This window comes from Paenibacillus sp. MT124 (assembly GCF_058792755.1).
Window position 1 is genome coordinate 406,319 of sequence record NZ_CM179500.1, and the last position, 15,804, is coordinate 422,122.

At 49.2% G+C, this 15,804-nt stretch carries 15 protein-coding genes; 6 read left to right on the plus strand and 9 right to left on the minus strand.

What is annotated here, in order from left to right:
- Positions 1-128: 128 nt before the first annotated feature.
- A complete protein-coding gene (locus AC3RCI_RS02000; protein ID WP_127539113.1) occupies positions 129-980 on the minus strand; it encodes a helix-turn-helix transcriptional regulator in 852 nt (283 codons plus the stop codon).
- 212 nt (positions 981-1,192) lie between these two features.
- Here AC3RCI_RS02000 and AC3RCI_RS02005 point away from each other — a divergent pair, with 212 nt between their 5' ends.
- Complete coding sequence (locus tag AC3RCI_RS02005; RefSeq protein WP_095361613.1) at positions 1,193-1,651, plus strand: cupin domain-containing protein; 459 nt, start codon at positions 1,193-1,195, stop codon at positions 1,649-1,651.
- 108 nt (positions 1,652-1,759) lie between these two features.
- On the opposite strand, the gene AC3RCI_RS02010 is transcribed toward AC3RCI_RS02005, so the two are convergent.
- Entirely contained in the window at positions 1,760-2,587 is an 828-nt protein-coding gene (locus AC3RCI_RS02010) for an aldo/keto reductase (RefSeq protein ID WP_492527401.1), read from the minus strand.
- Positions 2,588-2,942: 355 nt separating this feature from the next.
- On the opposite strand from AC3RCI_RS02010, the gene AC3RCI_RS02015 reads away from it, so the two are divergent.
- The 4 genes from AC3RCI_RS02015 (at position 2,943) to AC3RCI_RS02030 (ending at position 6,508) form a co-directional block, all read left to right on the plus strand.
- Positions 2,943-4,199 carry a DUF445 domain-containing protein gene (locus AC3RCI_RS02015; protein WP_336783892.1) on the plus strand — a complete coding sequence of 419 codons (1,257 nt, stop codon included), beginning with the start codon at positions 2,943-2,945 and terminating at the stop codon, positions 4,197-4,199.
- A 345-nt stretch (positions 4,200-4,544) separates the two neighbouring features.
- Entirely contained in the window at positions 4,545-4,826 is a 282-nt protein-coding gene (locus AC3RCI_RS02020) for a hypothetical protein (protein ID WP_154896511.1), read from the plus strand.
- 18 nt (positions 4,827-4,844) lie between these two features.
- Complete coding sequence (locus AC3RCI_RS02025; protein ID WP_492527402.1) at positions 4,845-6,179, plus strand: Tle-like phospholipase domain-containing protein; 1,335 nt, start codon at positions 4,845-4,847, stop codon at positions 6,177-6,179.
- 56 nt (positions 6,180-6,235) lie between these two features.
- Positions 6,236-6,508, plus strand: coding sequence for a hypothetical protein (locus AC3RCI_RS02030; RefSeq protein ID WP_153976645.1), 273 nt, complete (start codon positions 6,236-6,238; stop codon positions 6,506-6,508).
- 106 nt (positions 6,509-6,614) lie between these two features.
- Here the strand turns inward: AC3RCI_RS02030 and AC3RCI_RS02035 are convergent, their stop codons facing one another.
- The 4 genes from AC3RCI_RS02035 to AC3RCI_RS02050 form a co-directional block, all read right to left on the minus strand.
- Positions 6,615-7,397: a YcnI family copper-binding membrane protein gene (locus AC3RCI_RS02035; protein ID WP_430199221.1), complete on the minus strand. Its 783-nt coding sequence runs from the start codon at positions 7,395-7,397 to the stop codon at positions 6,615-6,617.
- A gap of 31 nt (positions 7,398-7,428) precedes the next feature.
- Positions 7,429-9,123, minus strand: a complete 1,695-nt coding sequence (locus tag AC3RCI_RS02040) for a copper resistance CopC/CopD family protein (protein ID WP_492527403.1) — start codon at positions 9,121-9,123, stop codon at positions 7,429-7,431.
- Positions 9,124-9,302: 179 nt separating this feature from the next.
- Positions 9,303-9,959, minus strand: coding sequence for a response regulator (locus AC3RCI_RS02045; RefSeq protein WP_354479865.1), 657 nt, complete (start codon positions 9,957-9,959; stop codon positions 9,303-9,305).
- 1 nt (position 9,960) lies between these two features.
- Positions 9,961-10,791: a sensor histidine kinase gene (locus tag AC3RCI_RS02050; RefSeq protein ID WP_492527404.1), complete on the minus strand. Its 831-nt coding sequence runs from the start codon at positions 10,789-10,791 to the stop codon at positions 9,961-9,963.
- Positions 10,792-11,079: 288 nt separating this feature from the next.
- On the opposite strand from AC3RCI_RS02050, the gene AC3RCI_RS02055 reads away from it, so the two are divergent.
- Positions 11,080-11,247 carry a hypothetical protein gene (locus AC3RCI_RS02055; protein WP_167301679.1) on the plus strand — a complete coding sequence of 56 codons (168 nt, stop codon included), beginning with the start codon at positions 11,080-11,082 and terminating at the stop codon, positions 11,245-11,247.
- A 142-nt stretch (positions 11,248-11,389) separates the two neighbouring features.
- Here the strand turns inward: AC3RCI_RS02055 and AC3RCI_RS02060 are convergent, their stop codons facing one another.
- From AC3RCI_RS02060 to AC3RCI_RS02070, 3 genes are all read right to left on the minus strand, one after another.
- The gene (locus tag AC3RCI_RS02060; RefSeq protein ID WP_492527405.1) at positions 11,390-13,222 is read right to left on the minus strand and encodes a bifunctional diguanylate cyclase/phosphohydrolase; all 1,833 of its coding nucleotides are present in this window, start codon (positions 13,220-13,222) and stop codon (positions 11,390-11,392) included.
- Positions 13,223-13,473: 251 nt separating this feature from the next.
- A complete protein-coding gene (locus AC3RCI_RS02065; RefSeq protein WP_492527406.1) occupies positions 13,474-14,106 on the minus strand; it encodes a DUF5317 domain-containing protein in 633 nt (210 codons plus the stop codon).
- A gap of 237 nt (positions 14,107-14,343) precedes the next feature.
- Complete coding sequence (locus AC3RCI_RS02070; RefSeq protein WP_492527407.1) at positions 14,344-15,786, minus strand: hypothetical protein; 1,443 nt, start codon at positions 15,784-15,786, stop codon at positions 14,344-14,346.
- Between the last annotated feature and the right edge of the window lie 18 nt (positions 15,787-15,804).

The window sequence follows — 15,804 nt, forward strand, 5'->3', positions numbered from 1 at the left end:
CACCTTCAGCCGCAGTGGTGTAGCGTGTGTCTCCAGATATCATCCTGATTTTTGTGATATAGAGACACATTCATCCGGGGAGGGCTACCCACTCGGCTTCTACCTTCAACTTCCCAAGATTCCCCGTACTAGCGATGCTCTTTTCGATAGCGCAAAGGGGTGGTTCCGGTCACCTGTTTGAATGTTTTGTTGAAATGAGCCGTGTGCTCAAACCCGACCTTCTCCGCGATCAGCTGCACCCGCTCCTGGGTGGACAATAGGCGCCGCTGCGCTTCCCGCACCCGCACAACCCGTAAGTACTCACTGAAGCGAAAACCGGTAAACCGACTGAACATCCGGCTCAGATAGGATGGACTGATATAGAAACGGGCTGCCGCATCTTCCAGGGTAAGCGGTTCGTTGTAATGTCTGTTCACGTAAGCGGCAATCTCGCCGATTTTATCCTGCATTGGGTGAATTGGGCCGGGTGACATCAGGCGACTATTTTCTTCTACCCGATAGATATGGATCAGAAGCTGAGCGAGCAGGCTTCGGACAACCATCTCATAGTGAGGGCGGCGCTCCTTGCATTCGCGCAGCATCTGCCATAGCATGCGTTCCATCTCCTGCTGCTCTGATTCTGGGAGGTGAAGAAGCCTTGATCGTTCGAAAGGGAGCAGACCGCACACACCGAGTTCCATCCCGGTGGCAAACGAAGGAGAGAAACCGATAAGAATTCGTTCGAATCCGGGCCTGTTTCCTCTGGACGTTGTATGCACATCATGCGGATTAATGAGGATCAGATCACCTTTTCTCGCGGTCAGGAGCTGGCCGTTCATGGAATACACCCGTTCTCCTTCAAGCAGGTAATACAGCTCGTAAAATGAATGAGCGTGAGGCTGCGGCATGGCATTGCCTTCATGTCTGCGCATGTATTCAATGGTGAATGAATTTTCCCCAATGCGATATTTGGGTCCGATTCGATCCTCAATCATACTCATGATCAGGCTCCCTTCTACTTCGTCTGATTTACGTTTATATCCATATCATAACGGAAAATCCAGTTTGTTGTAAACGCTATCAAAGGTTTCGTTAAAATGGAATGGACCGGTTCTAAGGGTGACAAACGAACAGCGATGTTTTACAGTAGGGAGAGTGAGGCCAAACTCTGGAAGAGGGTCTCCAATATGATTTGGAAGGAAGGAAACAGGTTATGACGACACATGAATTATCGCCTCTGGTTGCTGCACTGGATATGCAGCCCCACGTTGAAGGTGGTTGGTATAAAGAAGTATGGAAGGCTTCTTATCAAATCCCGCAATCTGTTCTGCCGGAAGCTTATTCGGGCCCAAGATTCTCTGCAAGCTCGACGTACTTCCTGCTGCACCCGCATGAAATTTCCGAGTGGCACACCGTACTGTCCGATGAGCTGTGGTTGTGGCACAGCGGAAGTCCAATTGAATTGAAACTGGGCGGCAAAGGGGAAAACCCTGAGAATGAGGAAGTGCTTGTGCTTGGCATGGATCTCGCAGCAGGGCAATCGCCGCAGGTGCTTGTTCCAGCTGGGGTATGGCAAACGGCACGTCCGCTGGGAGATGAGCCTGTGCTCGTAACGTGTGTGGTTGCGCCAGGTTTCCACTATGATGATTTCAAGCTGGTTTCCAAAGGCTGAGCGGTTAAAACGTTTGAACGGCAAAATCCCGATTCGAATGCAGATGCATTCGAATCGGGATTTTTTTGGTTTTCCTATATTTCATGAAGTTTGTCTAACTGACTGAGCTTAAAAGTTAAAGTTATCCGGATCCGAACCGAAGCGTTTGTTTTCGTTCAGTCCATTAATCTGTTCAACCTCATCCGCAGTCAGTTCAAAATCATATAGGTCAGCATTCTCTCGAATACGCTGTGGCGTAACGGATTTGGGTATGGTCACGATGCCGTTTTGAAGATCCCAGCGCAAAATGACCTGTGCGGGGGATTTGCCGTACTTCGCTGCAATATCCTGAAGAAGCGAGTGCTCCAGCAGATTGCCTTGGCCGAGTGGAGACCAGGCCTCAATCTGGATCTGGTGTTTATTGCAGTAGTCCCGGAGCTCCGATTGAATCAGCAGCGGGTGAAGCTCGACCTGATTCACAGCAGGTTTGATGGTGGCATCCGTCATCAGATCCTCCAGATGGTGAATCTGGAAGTTGCTTACGCCTATAGCGCGGATGCGTCCTTCCCGGTGCAGTTTCTCCAGCGCTCTCCATGTATCCTTGTATTTGCCCTTGACTGGCCAGTGAATCAAATAGAGATCAAGATATTCAAGTTCGAGTCGTTCCATGCTGGCTTCGAAGGCGGCCAATGTCGATTCATAGCCTTGGTCGCTGTTCCATACTTTGGTGGTAATGAACAGATCCTCGCGGGCAACTCGGGATTCACGAATACCTTGGGCTACACCGGTCTCGTTATTGTAGGCTTTGGCTGTATCGATGCTGCGATAACCTGCCTGAATGGCCGTTTTGACGGCTTCAACCACTTCTTCTCCATCTTTCACTTTGAATACGCCAAAACCCAGCCAAGGCATTTTGACTCCGTTATAGAGTGTCGTTGTGTCCTGCACGTTTTTCATGATCCGAATTTCCTCCCCTGTTCCTTCAATTATCTCAATATGTAATTACCCTGCTGTAAGGCAGCCAATCGTATATGATAGGCCATCTTTCCTGATTATACTAAAAGCTCTTGGGGAATGGAAAAAGGTAGGCAGCAATTTTACGGAAAATCAATCTCTTTTCCTCTTTTTTGGCAGCTGGAGGTTTGGTTTTGGTGCTTGCGGGTGATAAGATGAAGTATACGCGATGTGGAAGCGAGAATAATGAAAAGTGCTGATTACGGCCTTGGAATACTCACATTCGAAAAGAACGGAATATGCACGGATGGGTCCAATCGGGATCAGACGTGCGATTAATGATAAAGGAGCAAGAATGATGGCAAAACCTAAACAAACTAAAAAGGCAGCAGCCTGGTCACTCGTCGTAATGGGGGCAGGCTTTGCCGCTTCATTGCCGTTTCAGGGCAGTGTTGTAGGCAAGCTGCTGGTGGGTTCATTTGAAGCGGGATTGGTAGGGGGGCTTGCCGACTGGTTCGCTGTAACGGCATTGTTCCGCCACCCGCTCGGCATTCCGATTCCGCATACGGCCTTGCTGCCAAAGAACCGGGATAAGATGACGGAGGGCCTTGTTTCTGCGGTGGAGAACAACCTGCTCAACAAAGACAGCATTACCGAGAAAATTGCCGGTTTTAAGGCAGCGGAAATGGTACTCGACATCATGTCACGTGAACTTCACAATGATGGCGTCAAAACGATGATCGACACGCTGTGCAAACGTATTCTGGCTGGCCTGCCGCTGGAGCAGATTGCGCCGCTGGTTGCAAGCGAGATCAAATCACAAGCCGGGGCTTTCGACCTTGGACCGATCCTGGAACGGGCTTCCATTCAATTGAGTGAGCGTGGATATGACACGAAGGCATTGGACTACGGGTTGAAGCAGGCAGAAGAGTGGTTGGTGAAGCCGGAGACCATCACGTTTCTGGGTGAGAGCGGCATGAAGGCGATTAGTGGCATTCAGATGAATGGCCTTATGCAATTTGCCATGAATGCCTTCCTTGGCTATATGAATGAGGAGAAGCTTGGCAGCATTCTGCAGGGATATTTGTTTGACCAGGTGGAGGATATGAAGCGTGAGGGAAGTGCCCTCCGGTATAAGGTGTTAGGTCTGGTTCGAACTCAAGCGGTACGACTTGCCTTGAACGAGAGTGTTCGCGGCGGATTGAACGGCTGGAAAGACAGCCTGCTGGACAGTTGGAACGCGGAAGAAACCGTGCTGAACAAGCTTACCGAACTGAGGGAAAGAGCACTCGCCGCGATGGAGGATGGAAAGTATGTGGAGACGTATGCGCTTCCTGCCATTGAGCGGGTATTGTCCGATTTGCGCTCAGACAGTGTATTACTGGATGGCATGAATGCCAAGATTGTCGAAGGCGTGACAACACTGCTGGAAAAGAACCATTCCAAGATCGGTAATCTGGTCCGTGAAAATGTTGATAAAATGGATAATGCCTCGTTGATCTCGTTGATCGAGGATAAGGTTGGACAGGATCTTCAATGGATTCGGATCAACGGTGCCGTGACCGGATTCGTTATTGGTATTGCGCTTACTGCCCTGCGGATGGTACTCGAATAAGATTATAGGCATAGTAAATTGGAGGGCTGCCCTAATATGGGGCGGCTCTTTTGCGTGTCTGCGCAAATGCTGCAAAATTGTTGCAAAAATCAGGAAATTGGGTAATGTAACCCGAATACTTTAATGGAACCATTTAGGAAGAAAGTTATATAAAAACGATGCCGTGAGCCGATGTGGGCATGTTGATTTTGTACTATGATGCAGTTAACAAATGAATAGGGCGGATTCTAAAAGGCTGCTTAAAATTATGATCGAGGGGGGATTGGTATTCAACGTACGGGTGGGCTTAAAGGCTTCATTGCACTCATCATCATGGTTACTTTAATTTTGGGAGGCTGCAGCAATATGAAAGAAAGCGAGAAGCAAGCATTGTTCCAGGAGGCGGAAGCCAGTGTGATTCAGCACTTCAAGCAAAAATTTGAACTGGATGTCGTAATTACTAGCAAGGAACTGTTACCTGAAATGGCGGTTTCCCAGATTGGTCTGAAAGGGCATGTGAAGGACCATGAAGATCAAAGTTTCGGCATATCATACGATTACAAAAAGAAAACAACCAAAAATCTGGTCATAAGCCCGGAAATTGAAGAAGCAATCAAAGCAAAGGGCAATGACCCATACGCCAAATAAATTCAGGAGGTGTAATTATTGACCAAACCGCCGAATATTGATGACGAGACATATAAAACATTATCCGACCTGGCCTACCAGGATCAAAAAACGGGTGATAAATTAACCGAACTTCCCGGATGGGAAGTGCTTGAAGGGACGGAAAGCAACAGTTTGTCCGGCTTTGATGCCGTCACATTCTACAACCCGGAGACCAAGCAAGCAGTCATTTCATACCGCGGTACGGAGGGGAGTGCCTCTCTGGACAGATCTGTTCCCGATTTTGTTATGGATGGACGCATTGGTGGCGGGGAATTAATCCGCAAAGGCCAGCAAGAGACCAGCAAATTTGTCGATAGTCTTACACCGGAATGGCTCGACAAAGGTGTTGAGAACGTCAAGGATTTCACCGGGGTATCCAAAGTGGAAGATTGGGCCGGGGACAGAGTACGCGATGTGGAGAACTGGGCTGGCGACCGGGTGAAAGATATTGAGAAAACCGTGTCCCCAACAGGTTGGGCTAACCAGATGTATCAGGCCGAGAATTACGCGAATCATATGCAGGATAAGCATAGGGATCTGAATTTCTCAATGACAGGACATTCCCTTGGTGGGGGAAATGCACAGTATGCATCCGCGTACACAGGCATACCAGCAGTGACATTTAGCGCCCCATCCGTTATGGGTAACTTGACCCCGGAGGTACGCCGTCAGGCGGAAGCGGGTAAATTCGATGGCCAGATTACGAACTATGCGCATCCTGGCGATCTCGTAGCGAGTGGTACGCTTGGGGGATATGATCGGCATGTCGGATCAACCTATTACATCAATTCTGATTACGCGACAGCGAACGACGGTGTCAGCATCATAGACAAAGCGAAGAACTCTTTTGGCGGCGAAAACTATCACAGCCTTGATCAATATAACTTCAAGAATGGCTATATTGCCAATGAACTGTACGATCCGATTACCGGAGAGCGAATTGGTTATTCACCTCGTCTGATGGACTACTTGACTGGCTACAGCAAAAACATGGGGCCACGCCTATCGAAAACAGGTGTAGGCGGGGGAGCTGCAGGAGCTGCTTCCGGTCTGATTCAGGTAACGCCGGAAGAACTGAAGAGCGTCGCTTCCCGCTGGAAGCAAAATGCACAGCAGTGCAACGCTGAGCTCAATCAGGTGCGCAGCCGTATGGCTCAATATCTGCATACCAGCCGCAGTCGCAGACTGGAGCCCATTGTAACCCAGCTTGATGCGTCGATTAACGAATTAAGTACATGGCATATGAAGCATACGAGTCAATTCCTCGACTTCATTGATCAGAAAGCAGATGCCTTCCGCCAGGCGGATGAGAGTCCGGTTCATTTTAATTAAACACCGGAGCTGCCAGGAGATCGATAATGATATGTACATAAGGGGAGGGGATAGGCATGAGTGGACAATTGCTGGTGGAACTGAATGACCTTCGAATTGCGGAGAAGGAGCTTACACGGCTGCTGGCCCGCCTGCAGGCAGATGAGCAGGAAGCCAGAGCCCTGTACGCACGGCTGAATGACTGGAAGGGTCAGTCGGCTGACTACACCAGGCAGCAGATTGAAGGATTCTTCGCCGGGCTGTCCAGTCGAATCCATTCAATTGAACAGCAGAAGCAGAGCTTGCTGCAATATATTGAAATCATGATTCAGACGGATCAGGAACGCTAATCGTAAATGCTGAAACTATGGATGGGAAATCTCATCTAACAAGAAAGAGCCTTGGCATCTGCCAAGGCTCTTTTGTTACGTTTAACCGTATTTTGAAGACTGCGTGTTATCTCTTTTTGCGGCGTGTTGCGAGTGCAATGCCCAGGAAGGACATAATCAATGCCAGAATCGATACGATCAGTGTTGCCTGCTGCAGCTTCAATGTACCCGGATCTGAATCCGTATTATTCGGCTCACCTGTAACCGTGTCGTTCAATGCATCGCCGAGCGTGGTATCATCGTCAGCCTTGGTATCGTCTGCAGCATTGTTATCTCCAGCAGCTGCTTCGTCATCGCTTGCATTGCCAGCTGTACCTGCGCTGTCATGGCCACCTGCTGCGGCTTGATTGCCTGCAGCTGCAGGATCTTCGCTAATAGCCGTAATACTGTGAGGTGTGCTGTCACTAGGTTGTCCTGTCCATTCTACGATACTGCCATCGCTATAGTATTGGAATGCGTCCCATGCTACTTCTGTTGCTGTATCCGGATTTTGTGCGACAAAGTTAAATTGCTGGAATTGTCCGGCGAGGATCCCCTCGTTATCTCCATCCACTTCCCAGGTAATCGATGTGACTTCGTTCGAGCTGTTTTTCTCCGTGGTGATTTTCCATCCAGCCAATGGCTGATATTGCTTGAATGCTACACCTTCCGGAACCTTCATCGTGATCTTGGTTGTTGGCAGATCCTTCTCGGAAGGGATTTTGATCGTGTACGTCTGCCATGCTCCGGTCTGTGCAGCCGCTGGGCTGACAGTAACGTGAGCACTCGCAAAGCCGGCGAACAGCATGAGCGCTGCGGCACCTGCCGCTATAGTGGATGTAAGTTTGGAAGTCCAGGATGTTCTTTTCAAAATAAATTACCCCTCTCTTTTTCTAGAAAAATTATGGATTCGCTGTGTCGATCTCGAACTCGGTATCCAGTGAATCGAGGGATCGAGTCAACAGGTGAACCTTGATGCTCCATCGTCCAGGCATGGAGATGTATTCTTCCGCTTGGTACACGCCTGTATCATTTTTTGGAATGGTGATTTCATAAATTCCCATATCCATATCTAGGTGGGTCAGCGTTAAAGTGATCTGCTCCAGATCATTTACTACGCTGCCGTCAGGTGCTTTTACACCAACCTCGAACTGATTCTCACCGGTGACATTGGGGCTGACCTGGAGCGTGATCGCTGAGCCATCCTCTGTCGTTTGTACTTCCTTGAATGGACCAGCGGCTTCAGGCTGTCCGGGGGACAGGTGGGTAAGTACAGCAGCCAGAGCCAGCACAACGGCACCTATAGCGAGCTCTGCTTTAAGACTTCCTGCGAGTCGGTTGTCTTTGCCCTTTCTGGCCGTTCGGGCATGACGCCATGCAAATGCGATCATTACCAGGAGCAAAACGATCTTTGCGAGCAGCACATAACCATAAGTGGTAATGAACAGGGACGTCAATACAGGTTCGGGTAAAATGATTAAACTGCTATAGATCCCTGTAGCAACCAGAGCGGCTACAGCACCAATGCCCCAAGCTGCAAAACGGCGGATAGCTCCCCAATATACCTCTCCTCGTACCTTCGGAGGAAGCTTGTCAGCTAGTGGAGGCAGACAAACCGCCATGGCCGTCAGGGCACCAATCCAGAATGCTGCTGCAATCAGGTGGACATAGTCCATGGTTATGGCAAGTCCACGCTGCTCGGCTGCGGCAGGATGACCTGTCATAGCATGCGTGAGCAGCCATCCCAGTACAAGTACCAGTGAACCGTAAGATGACCAGATGCGGATCTTCAATGAGCGATCCCGGTCATATCCCGACAGGATTGTGACTGCAAGCAGCATCAGAATGAGCATTTGTGCCATCCAAATGAGGCCAAACGACGTTAGCTTCAAGGCACTGCCCATCAGTGCCCAGCTGAATTCATGGATAGCTACCCCTGACTCGTAAATCGTATTCAGCGGCAAACTGATGATTGCGGCAACAGAAGCTGCGGCATAGCTGATCCATAACAGCTTATAGCTGCCTGGCACCTCCATGGGCTCTCTTGCCATGGATGCCGGAGCAATCCGGAAGAGAAGGAAGGCGAGCGTGCCCAGGATGACAGACAAGGCAAGATATTGAATCCAATCGGTCAGCGACAGTATCCATTTGATTGGGCCGCCTGTTTGACCCGTGCCGGAGGTCAGGTCCGCCAGACCCGCAGGGGCACCTGACGGTTCCCCAATATGGAATACATAGGCTCCCTGAATGGGATGGCCATCAGCCGACACGGCTTTCCAGCTGACGGCATATGTACCGTTGCCAAGTCCGCTGCGCAGCCCCGTTTCAAGCACGTGAGGACGCTCGGCATCTATCTGCACGTTGCCGTCATCCGCTTGTGTACCGTCAGGTGCGGTAATTTTAATATCATAGAAGGCCGTTTGCAGCGATTCATTAAATTCCAGTGTCAAGCGCTCTGGAGCAGTGGCTACCAGCTCGTCCTCCCCTGGCGAGGCCTGAACAATATAAGCATGGGCTGAAGCCCATTGCGGCATAACCAGACAGCACATGAGCAGCAGGGAAAGCATTACGGCCCAGTGCCGTTTATCCCATCTCATCGTAAAACGTCCTAAACTCAAAAAAACATCACCCTCAGGTTATAGAATTGTAGTTATTCTTCGGATGCCGATAACAATCTATACCATTATAACTTTGTCCAAAATAACGGTGTATGACTACATCGGGCTATAAAAAAACGATTATATTCCAAGAATTGTGACAAAAGCATGAATGCTTGCTACTTGCGCAGTTTTCGTCCGGCAAGGCCGCTTTCAAGTGCGTAGCGGGTCAGCTGAACACGGTTTTCGAGCTGCAGCTTCTGCAAAATATTTTTGAGATGATTTTTCACCGTTTGATCGGAAATGCCGAGCTGGTCTGCTATTTCGCGGTTCGTATACCCGGCGGATACCCACTGCAGAATCTCGAGCTCCCGTGTGGTAAGCGGGTTATCCGGCACATCTTCACTTCGGGGCGCAGGGAATTCCTGCAAAATCCGGTACGCCAGTTCCTTGCTGAGCGGTGCATCGTCTGATACGATCGCACGCAGATATTCCAGCCAGGTGGAGGGAGCCAGGTTTTTGAGCAAATAACCCTGGGCACCCTGTTTCAGTGCTTCGAACAGATACGTTACATCGTCGGAGACCGTCACCATAACGATGATCACATAAGGATAGCGGAGCTTGATCAGCCGAGTGGCTTCGAGACCATCCATATCCGGCATCTGTACGTCCATCAGAATAAGATCGGGCATCCACTGTTCGGTAAGTTCCAGTGCTTCCTGTCCATTTGATGCCGTACCAATGACTTCAAATAGGCTGTCTTCCGACAAAATGCTGCATATCGCTTCGCGCGCATGGGCATGGTCATCGACAACCAGTACACGTACATGTTCCATGTTAAGCATCCCCTTTACCTATCGTCATTCGTGTTAAGCCGGGTTCGGAATGCAGAGAAAAGGACCAGCCCATCTGAATGGCACGCTCCTTCGTAATCCGCAATCCATATCGGTCCTTGAGGTGAAATGGATCGCCACTAACGCCTATGCCGTTATCCTGGATGCGAACAAACCAGGAGAGAGAGTTTCCCTCCGCTTCCACTTGAACATGGGAGGCCTGAGCGTGTTTGCGTACGTTAATCAGAGCTTCCCGAATGCAGGCGAGGAGCTCAACTTGTTCTTTTGGCGTAAAGAAATGACTGTCCAGTTCCCAATGAACCTGAGCTCCCGGTATCGTTTCCTGTGTTAGCGATTCGACCTGTCCCTGAAGTGAAACTCCTGTAGGCATGGCGGTATGGCCGGGCACATATCGCAGCTGGGCAATGGCCTGCCGGACATAGGTATTTACTTCGTGTACGGTCTTGCGGATTTCCTGAATTTCATGTTCGTGCCCGGTGCCGGCCATACTCCGCTCGGCTTTGTCAGTTTTGACAGACAGGAGAAAGAGGGATTGCGCAATCCCATCATGAAGTTCGCGGGCCAGCTGGTCCCTTGCCTCAAGGGCTGCCTTGGAGGCACGTTCCTGTTCCAGCGCCGCTCTTGCGCCTTCCAGCATCTTGAACAGTCGGCTCAGCAGCGTTACGCTGACAAGGTATACGATAACGGGAGTGAGCCAATTCCCCGCATCCATGGAGAGATAGGGCATTAAAAATTGATGACGTATGTATTCCCAGAGACCAACGGTTAATGTGGGAATCAGCAGGATCATCCACTTGATTTGTTTGTAGGACATGCATCCAGAACTCCTTTAATATCGACTCTTCGTACGAATCTATGCCCCATTATAACCCAACCTGTCCCTGGCACCTAGTCTGTTGATCTCGGAGGATGTATAGGTGGATACGGGAGTATATAGAAGGATATCTAAGAACGACATGGCGTGACAGAATGTCATGGAGTGTGAGGCTGGATGTATACGGGAGAGGGGAGCTGTGCCTGTTTTCCCTGAGGCGGAAGGTTCTTTATACTTATATAGAACGTGAATTCATGACAAACCATGTTAAGGAGTGAACGCAACAACATGAATCAAGAGGTATTGGAACGTCGTAGTGAGTTGCTCAAGAAGAATATTCATCAGATGCTTCTTCAAGACAATCAGCACGGAATCAGTCGCCAGGATAACATGTTTTTGCAGCAGATGATCAAAGAGCTGCATCAAACTTCACATGAGCTGAACACCACCCGTTAATTGGAATTGGTTCGTTAAGAACTGTCCTGAATTCCAAGATTGACTCATTGATGAAAATGAAAATGGCGCTATCCCCAATGGACCGGGGGTAGCGCTTTGGCATTATATAGGGATTTTGTGGACAGCCGTACGATAGCGTACGTTAGGATAACAGCTGCTGTGCTGTCTTCTTCTGAATGTAACGGATGAAAAGCTCCGCCAGCTCAGGATCGAATTGGGAGCCTGCACATGCCCGTAGTTCGTTGATCGCTTCATCCACCGTTTTGGTTTTCTGATACGGTCGTTCGGTGGTCATCGCGTCGAATGAATCAATGACAGTCAGCATTCGGCACAAGCGGGGAATTTCACGGTCTCTTAAACCGTAGGGATATCCTTTGCCGTCAAACCGCTCATGATGCAATTCAATATACGGGATCAGATCGTTGAAACGTTCGTTGGTCATCACCATTTTTTTGCCCCAGGTAACATGTCCTTTAATCGTTTCCCATTCCTCTGCGGTAAGCTTTTCCTTTTTGTTCAGGATGGACCACGGAATCTCCAGCTTACCGATATCATGAATCAAAGCACCTAGTACAAACTGCCGTTTCTCCGCATTGTCGAGTTCCAGTAGCTCACTGAGATCCAGGGCGTATTTATATACTCTTTTGGAGTGTTTGAATGTGTCGATATCCTTGTACCTGAACAGGTTCAGCTGTTGCTCGATATCCCGCACATCCTGCACCAGGTCAATTTCATGTTCCATGCCGTCATTGCTGCCATAACGATGGACATTGTTTTTGCCTTGTTTTTTGGCATAATAGAGCGCCTTGTCAGCTTGGTCCACAAGCTGTGATTTATTGTACATATCGACCTGGTATCGTGCGACCCCGGCGGAGAAGGAGAGACAGCCATGCGGAAACACCTCGACCCCTTCAAACGGAGTATCGTTCAGCTGCTTGCGCAGTTTGTTCATAAAGGTATAGGCCTCGTCGAGCTCCATGCCTGGCATGAGCAGTGTGAATTCTTCCCCGCCATAACGAAAAGCAGTGACTCGGGTACCCTCCGTCTTGCGGTTTAGAAATTCTCCTAGCAGAGCAAGCAGACTGTCACCCTGCAGGTGACCGAAGCGGTCATTATACTTTTTGAAGTCATCAATATCGATTAGCCCCAAGGAGAGCGGGGTTCCTGCAGCACGGGCAGATGCGAGCTCGTTTTCCAGCATGTTTTCGAAGTGGCTGTGGTTAAAGAGACCGGTTCGTTGATCGGTATTAGCCTTTTCTTCAATGCTCTGGTACATCAGGAACAGCTGTTTGAACGCGTGAGATAACAGAATGCTGAGACTCAAGTAGAGCAGCAAGCCCAGAATGCCATTATGAATGACCAGTATGGTCAGCACCAGCGCCAGAATCAGTGTACATAGATAGACGAGCAGCGACTCGGTCACGAACGCACGTTTCATCTGCTGCAGAGCATCCTTGGTGGAGAAATGAAAGAATAAGCCCAGCGTGATCGTATTAATGATAAAGTATGCGGCAAGTGCTGCAAAATAAGGAAACAGGTTATACCCGTCCAGCGCTCCTGGAACACCGCCAGTCCATGTAAATATGGAAGCCGCTCCTGCAATCATAAGGCTGTAAATGCTGAAATTAACAATGTGTTTCCACCAGGCAAGCTGGCGATCCTTGATTAATAAAATGAGGGAAACGGGCAGGAGCACAGACAGGCTGAACGCACCGCCGAACATGAAGATACAGGCAAGATACACGGAAGAGTCCATGGATTGCTGATTACCCTTGGGTGGGATCTGAAAGGTGAAGTAATCCAGAATCAGCGCGGCACCCAGCATGGTATAGACCATAACCCATTCCCCAGTGGAGAGGTGCAGATAAGACAACTTGTTCATATACAGAAAAATACCGATGCCTGCACAGCTGAGCAAAACAACATACATGCTGCTTCGGTCTGCTTTATGGATAAGACTACGAATAAAGTTCATACAAATTCTCCTGCTTGGTTTAGTCGGCTCTTGATGTATAGATATCGGTTCGTACTATTTAGATGTATAACATAACAAGTTACCTGGTAAAAATCCAGAAAGAAAAAACAGGCCGCTGGCAGCCTGTTTGTCTTGGTTGGCAAGTATGTACTAGCCGCCCAGCTTGTATCCCGAAGTCAACGCGACAACGACAGAAGCTACGATGATTGCATTGATAACGATGCGGGAATATTTAATGCCTTCGAATTTTTTCATGGAAAAGACCTCCCTTCCTTGGAGTCTGTCCTAATCTCTTCAGGCCGGATGGGTGTCGCTGGCGTTGCAGCCTTGCCGGAACGATTCACCATCATGTACTGGATAAACAGGAATATACCAATGTTCATGACCACATCGCCGATGCTGATCACCTGGGTCCGCGGATAAGGACTGGAGAGCGGGATGATATCACCCAGGAAGGATAGGTGGGTAGATGCATCCATCATATAATGTTTCGATACCGCTCCACCTTCACGAAGCATATCCACATAGTAAGGTCCGAGTACAGCGGAAGCCTCCACCGAGACAGGCATGCGTCCACCATTCACCGCCATAACGATGAAATTAAGGAACACGCCAATCCAGATCAGCGTAAATCCCCGGTGATGCCGATTCAGCCACAGAAATGCAAGGCCTGTAACGTACACCGTCGCAAACAGATACCCGTTGATAGATGCAACCCAATCCAGTCTTCCCTGCAAGAAAAAGATAAGGAATTGGGCAAGCAGCAACAGTGGGAATATCCACCCGCCGCGAAGTTGAAGTGTTGCAAACTGGTGGAGACCATACCGGTACCCTCCCCGGAACAGTCCAACGATCAAACCGAGCAGAATGCCGTCATATACCATGATTAACTCCTGTCATTCAGATATGTGTCATTGCGTTTTTTTTTGTGTACATATGTTATTCGACCTTTTACTGGTAAATCCTTCAAAGGAGAAATGATTTTGAAGAAGAATTTTGCAAAATAATAAATGAAAAGCCGTCTTTGCGGAACCATGGATTCAATCCATCGCGCGGTTCGCGAAAAACGGCTGTTTGTGTGACAAATTACGAGATTAATTCTGAAAGGTAACGCTTATTGTTTACTCCGATTCCCCGTTCAGATAATTGAAGAAAGGCTGATCTACCCAGAAGTTGTAGCTGGTAATGTCCGCATCTGGAGCAAGCTTCCGGAAGCCTTCCTGAATGCCTTTGGCATTCTGCTTCAATGAGAAGGATTGAGCGTAATAGTTGCCGAGTGCAATTTTGTTGTTGCTAATGACCGGGTAGTCCTGAACAGCTGTAGGTGAATAATACAGTGGTTGCCACCAGGAAGCATAAATGAGGGCAGAGGCATCATCGCTGTTCTTTTTGGCATATTTCAGAATAATGTCATTGAAGCGGGCCTTGTCCGCCGTGTTGTTGAATTCGAATTGAATATCATATTCCTTGGCATATGCAATATAATTACCATTTTCAATTTGGGTCACCTTGTAATCCGGCGTTTCCTTGGGCTCACCCCATTCCTTCAAATAGATGAAGGCAGAGGTTTTCGGCTGGAATTGCACATCGGCATCAATGCCCTCGCTGCGAAGCAGGCCAATCAGCTGCACGGCGTGTTTGATATCGTCATGTCCATAAGTCAACGTCAGTTCATCGATAAAATTGGAATCGAAGCGGCTATCCTTCAGGTTGTAGCCTGTAACGAGGTCTTCCCGTAATGCCTGATCCACAATCTCTCTTAATTCGGGTGCTTCAATCAGATCCGCTGTGCGATACGCGGCATACAGTTTGGAGTAGATGTCGGCATCGCCAGAGCGTCCGATCTCATGCTTGTATTTTCCCTGACTGGTCAATACCCGGCCAAGCAAGATGTTGGCAAAATCAGTACTCGCCACTCCGCCCTTACGAAGAGCAGGATAGAGGCTTTCCGGAACCAGACCGGTATCGATAGCAGCGGCGAGCTCCTGAGCCGCCTGACCCTGAACGCGATTCGGGCTGATGCCAAGCTTGGTGAGCGCTTGCTTTGTTTTCTCTTCCGGATATGTATACGCAAGTTCCTTGAATCCAGCTGCCTTGACGGCAATGAATACCGCAGCATACGTGCTAAGGGTGTCATTGGCACGAACTTCTGTACCAGACAGGATACCATTATTATGTAGGGTGATGGCTGCATCATAAGATGAATCTACCGAGCTCAGATCGGTAAAAGCAGGAGCCTGGGTCTGACTACCGCTGGCTTCTTCCGTAGAGTCCGCTGCGGAATCTGCTCCAATAATAGCTGCTATGGCTTGAATGAACTCACCCTTGGTCAGCTGCAGTGGCAGCTGGATGCCGTATTTGGCCTGCAGGAACTGAGCATAATCGGCTGCACTCTCCGTATACACGGATGGAGTCTGGGATAGGGTTGCTTTTGCGGTTTGCGATGCAGATGGCACGACGGGCGAAGCGGATGCAGCGGAAACCAAAGCGGGCAAGCTCAGGCTGCCGATCGTGACTGGCGCGGCGAGCAGAGCCGCCAGTGTGAACTGGGTGATTTTTTTCATATGAATAGCCTCCTTAAG

What these genes read in the sequence shown, in the direction of transcription:
- AC3RCI_RS02000 (WP_127539113.1), bottom strand. Translation starts at nt 980, where the DNA reads ATGAGTATGATTGAGGATCGAATCGGACCCAAATATCGCATTGGGGAA.
- AC3RCI_RS02005 (WP_095361613.1), top strand. Translation starts at nt 1,193, where the DNA reads ATGACGACACATGAATTATCGCCTCTGGTTGCTGCACTGGATATGCAG.
- AC3RCI_RS02060 (WP_492527405.1), bottom strand. Translation starts at nt 13,222, where the DNA reads ATGAACTTTATTCGTAGTCTTATCCATAAAGCAGACCGAAGCAGCATG.
- AC3RCI_RS02040 (WP_492527403.1), bottom strand. Translation starts at nt 9,123, where the DNA reads ATGAGATGGGATAAACGGCACTGGGCCGTAATGCTTTCCCTGCTGCTC.
- AC3RCI_RS02045 (WP_354479865.1), bottom strand. Translation starts at nt 9,959, where the DNA reads ATGGAACATGTACGTGTACTGGTTGTCGATGACCATGCCCATGCGCGC.
- AC3RCI_RS02010 (WP_492527401.1), bottom strand. Translation starts at nt 2,587, where the DNA reads ATGAAAAACGTGCAGGACACAACGACACTCTATAACGGAGTCAAAATG.
- AC3RCI_RS02070 (WP_492527407.1), bottom strand. Translation starts at nt 15,786, where the DNA reads ATGAAAAAAATCACCCAGTTCACACTGGCGGCTCTGCTCGCCGCGCCA.
- AC3RCI_RS02055 (WP_167301679.1), top strand. Translation starts at nt 11,080, where the DNA reads ATGAATCAAGAGGTATTGGAACGTCGTAGTGAGTTGCTCAAGAAGAAT.
- AC3RCI_RS02030 (WP_153976645.1), top strand. Translation starts at nt 6,236, where the DNA reads ATGAGTGGACAATTGCTGGTGGAACTGAATGACCTTCGAATTGCGGAG.
- AC3RCI_RS02065 (WP_492527406.1), bottom strand. Translation starts at nt 14,106, where the DNA reads ATGGTATATGACGGCATTCTGCTCGGTTTGATCGTTGGACTGTTCCGG.
- AC3RCI_RS02015 (WP_336783892.1), top strand. Translation starts at nt 2,943, where the DNA reads ATGGCAAAACCTAAACAAACTAAAAAGGCAGCAGCCTGGTCACTCGTC.
- AC3RCI_RS02020 (WP_154896511.1), top strand. Translation starts at nt 4,545, where the DNA reads ATGAAAGAAAGCGAGAAGCAAGCATTGTTCCAGGAGGCGGAAGCCAGT.
- AC3RCI_RS02050 (WP_492527404.1), bottom strand. Translation starts at nt 10,791, where the DNA reads ATGTCCTACAAACAAATCAAGTGGATGATCCTGCTGATTCCCACATTA.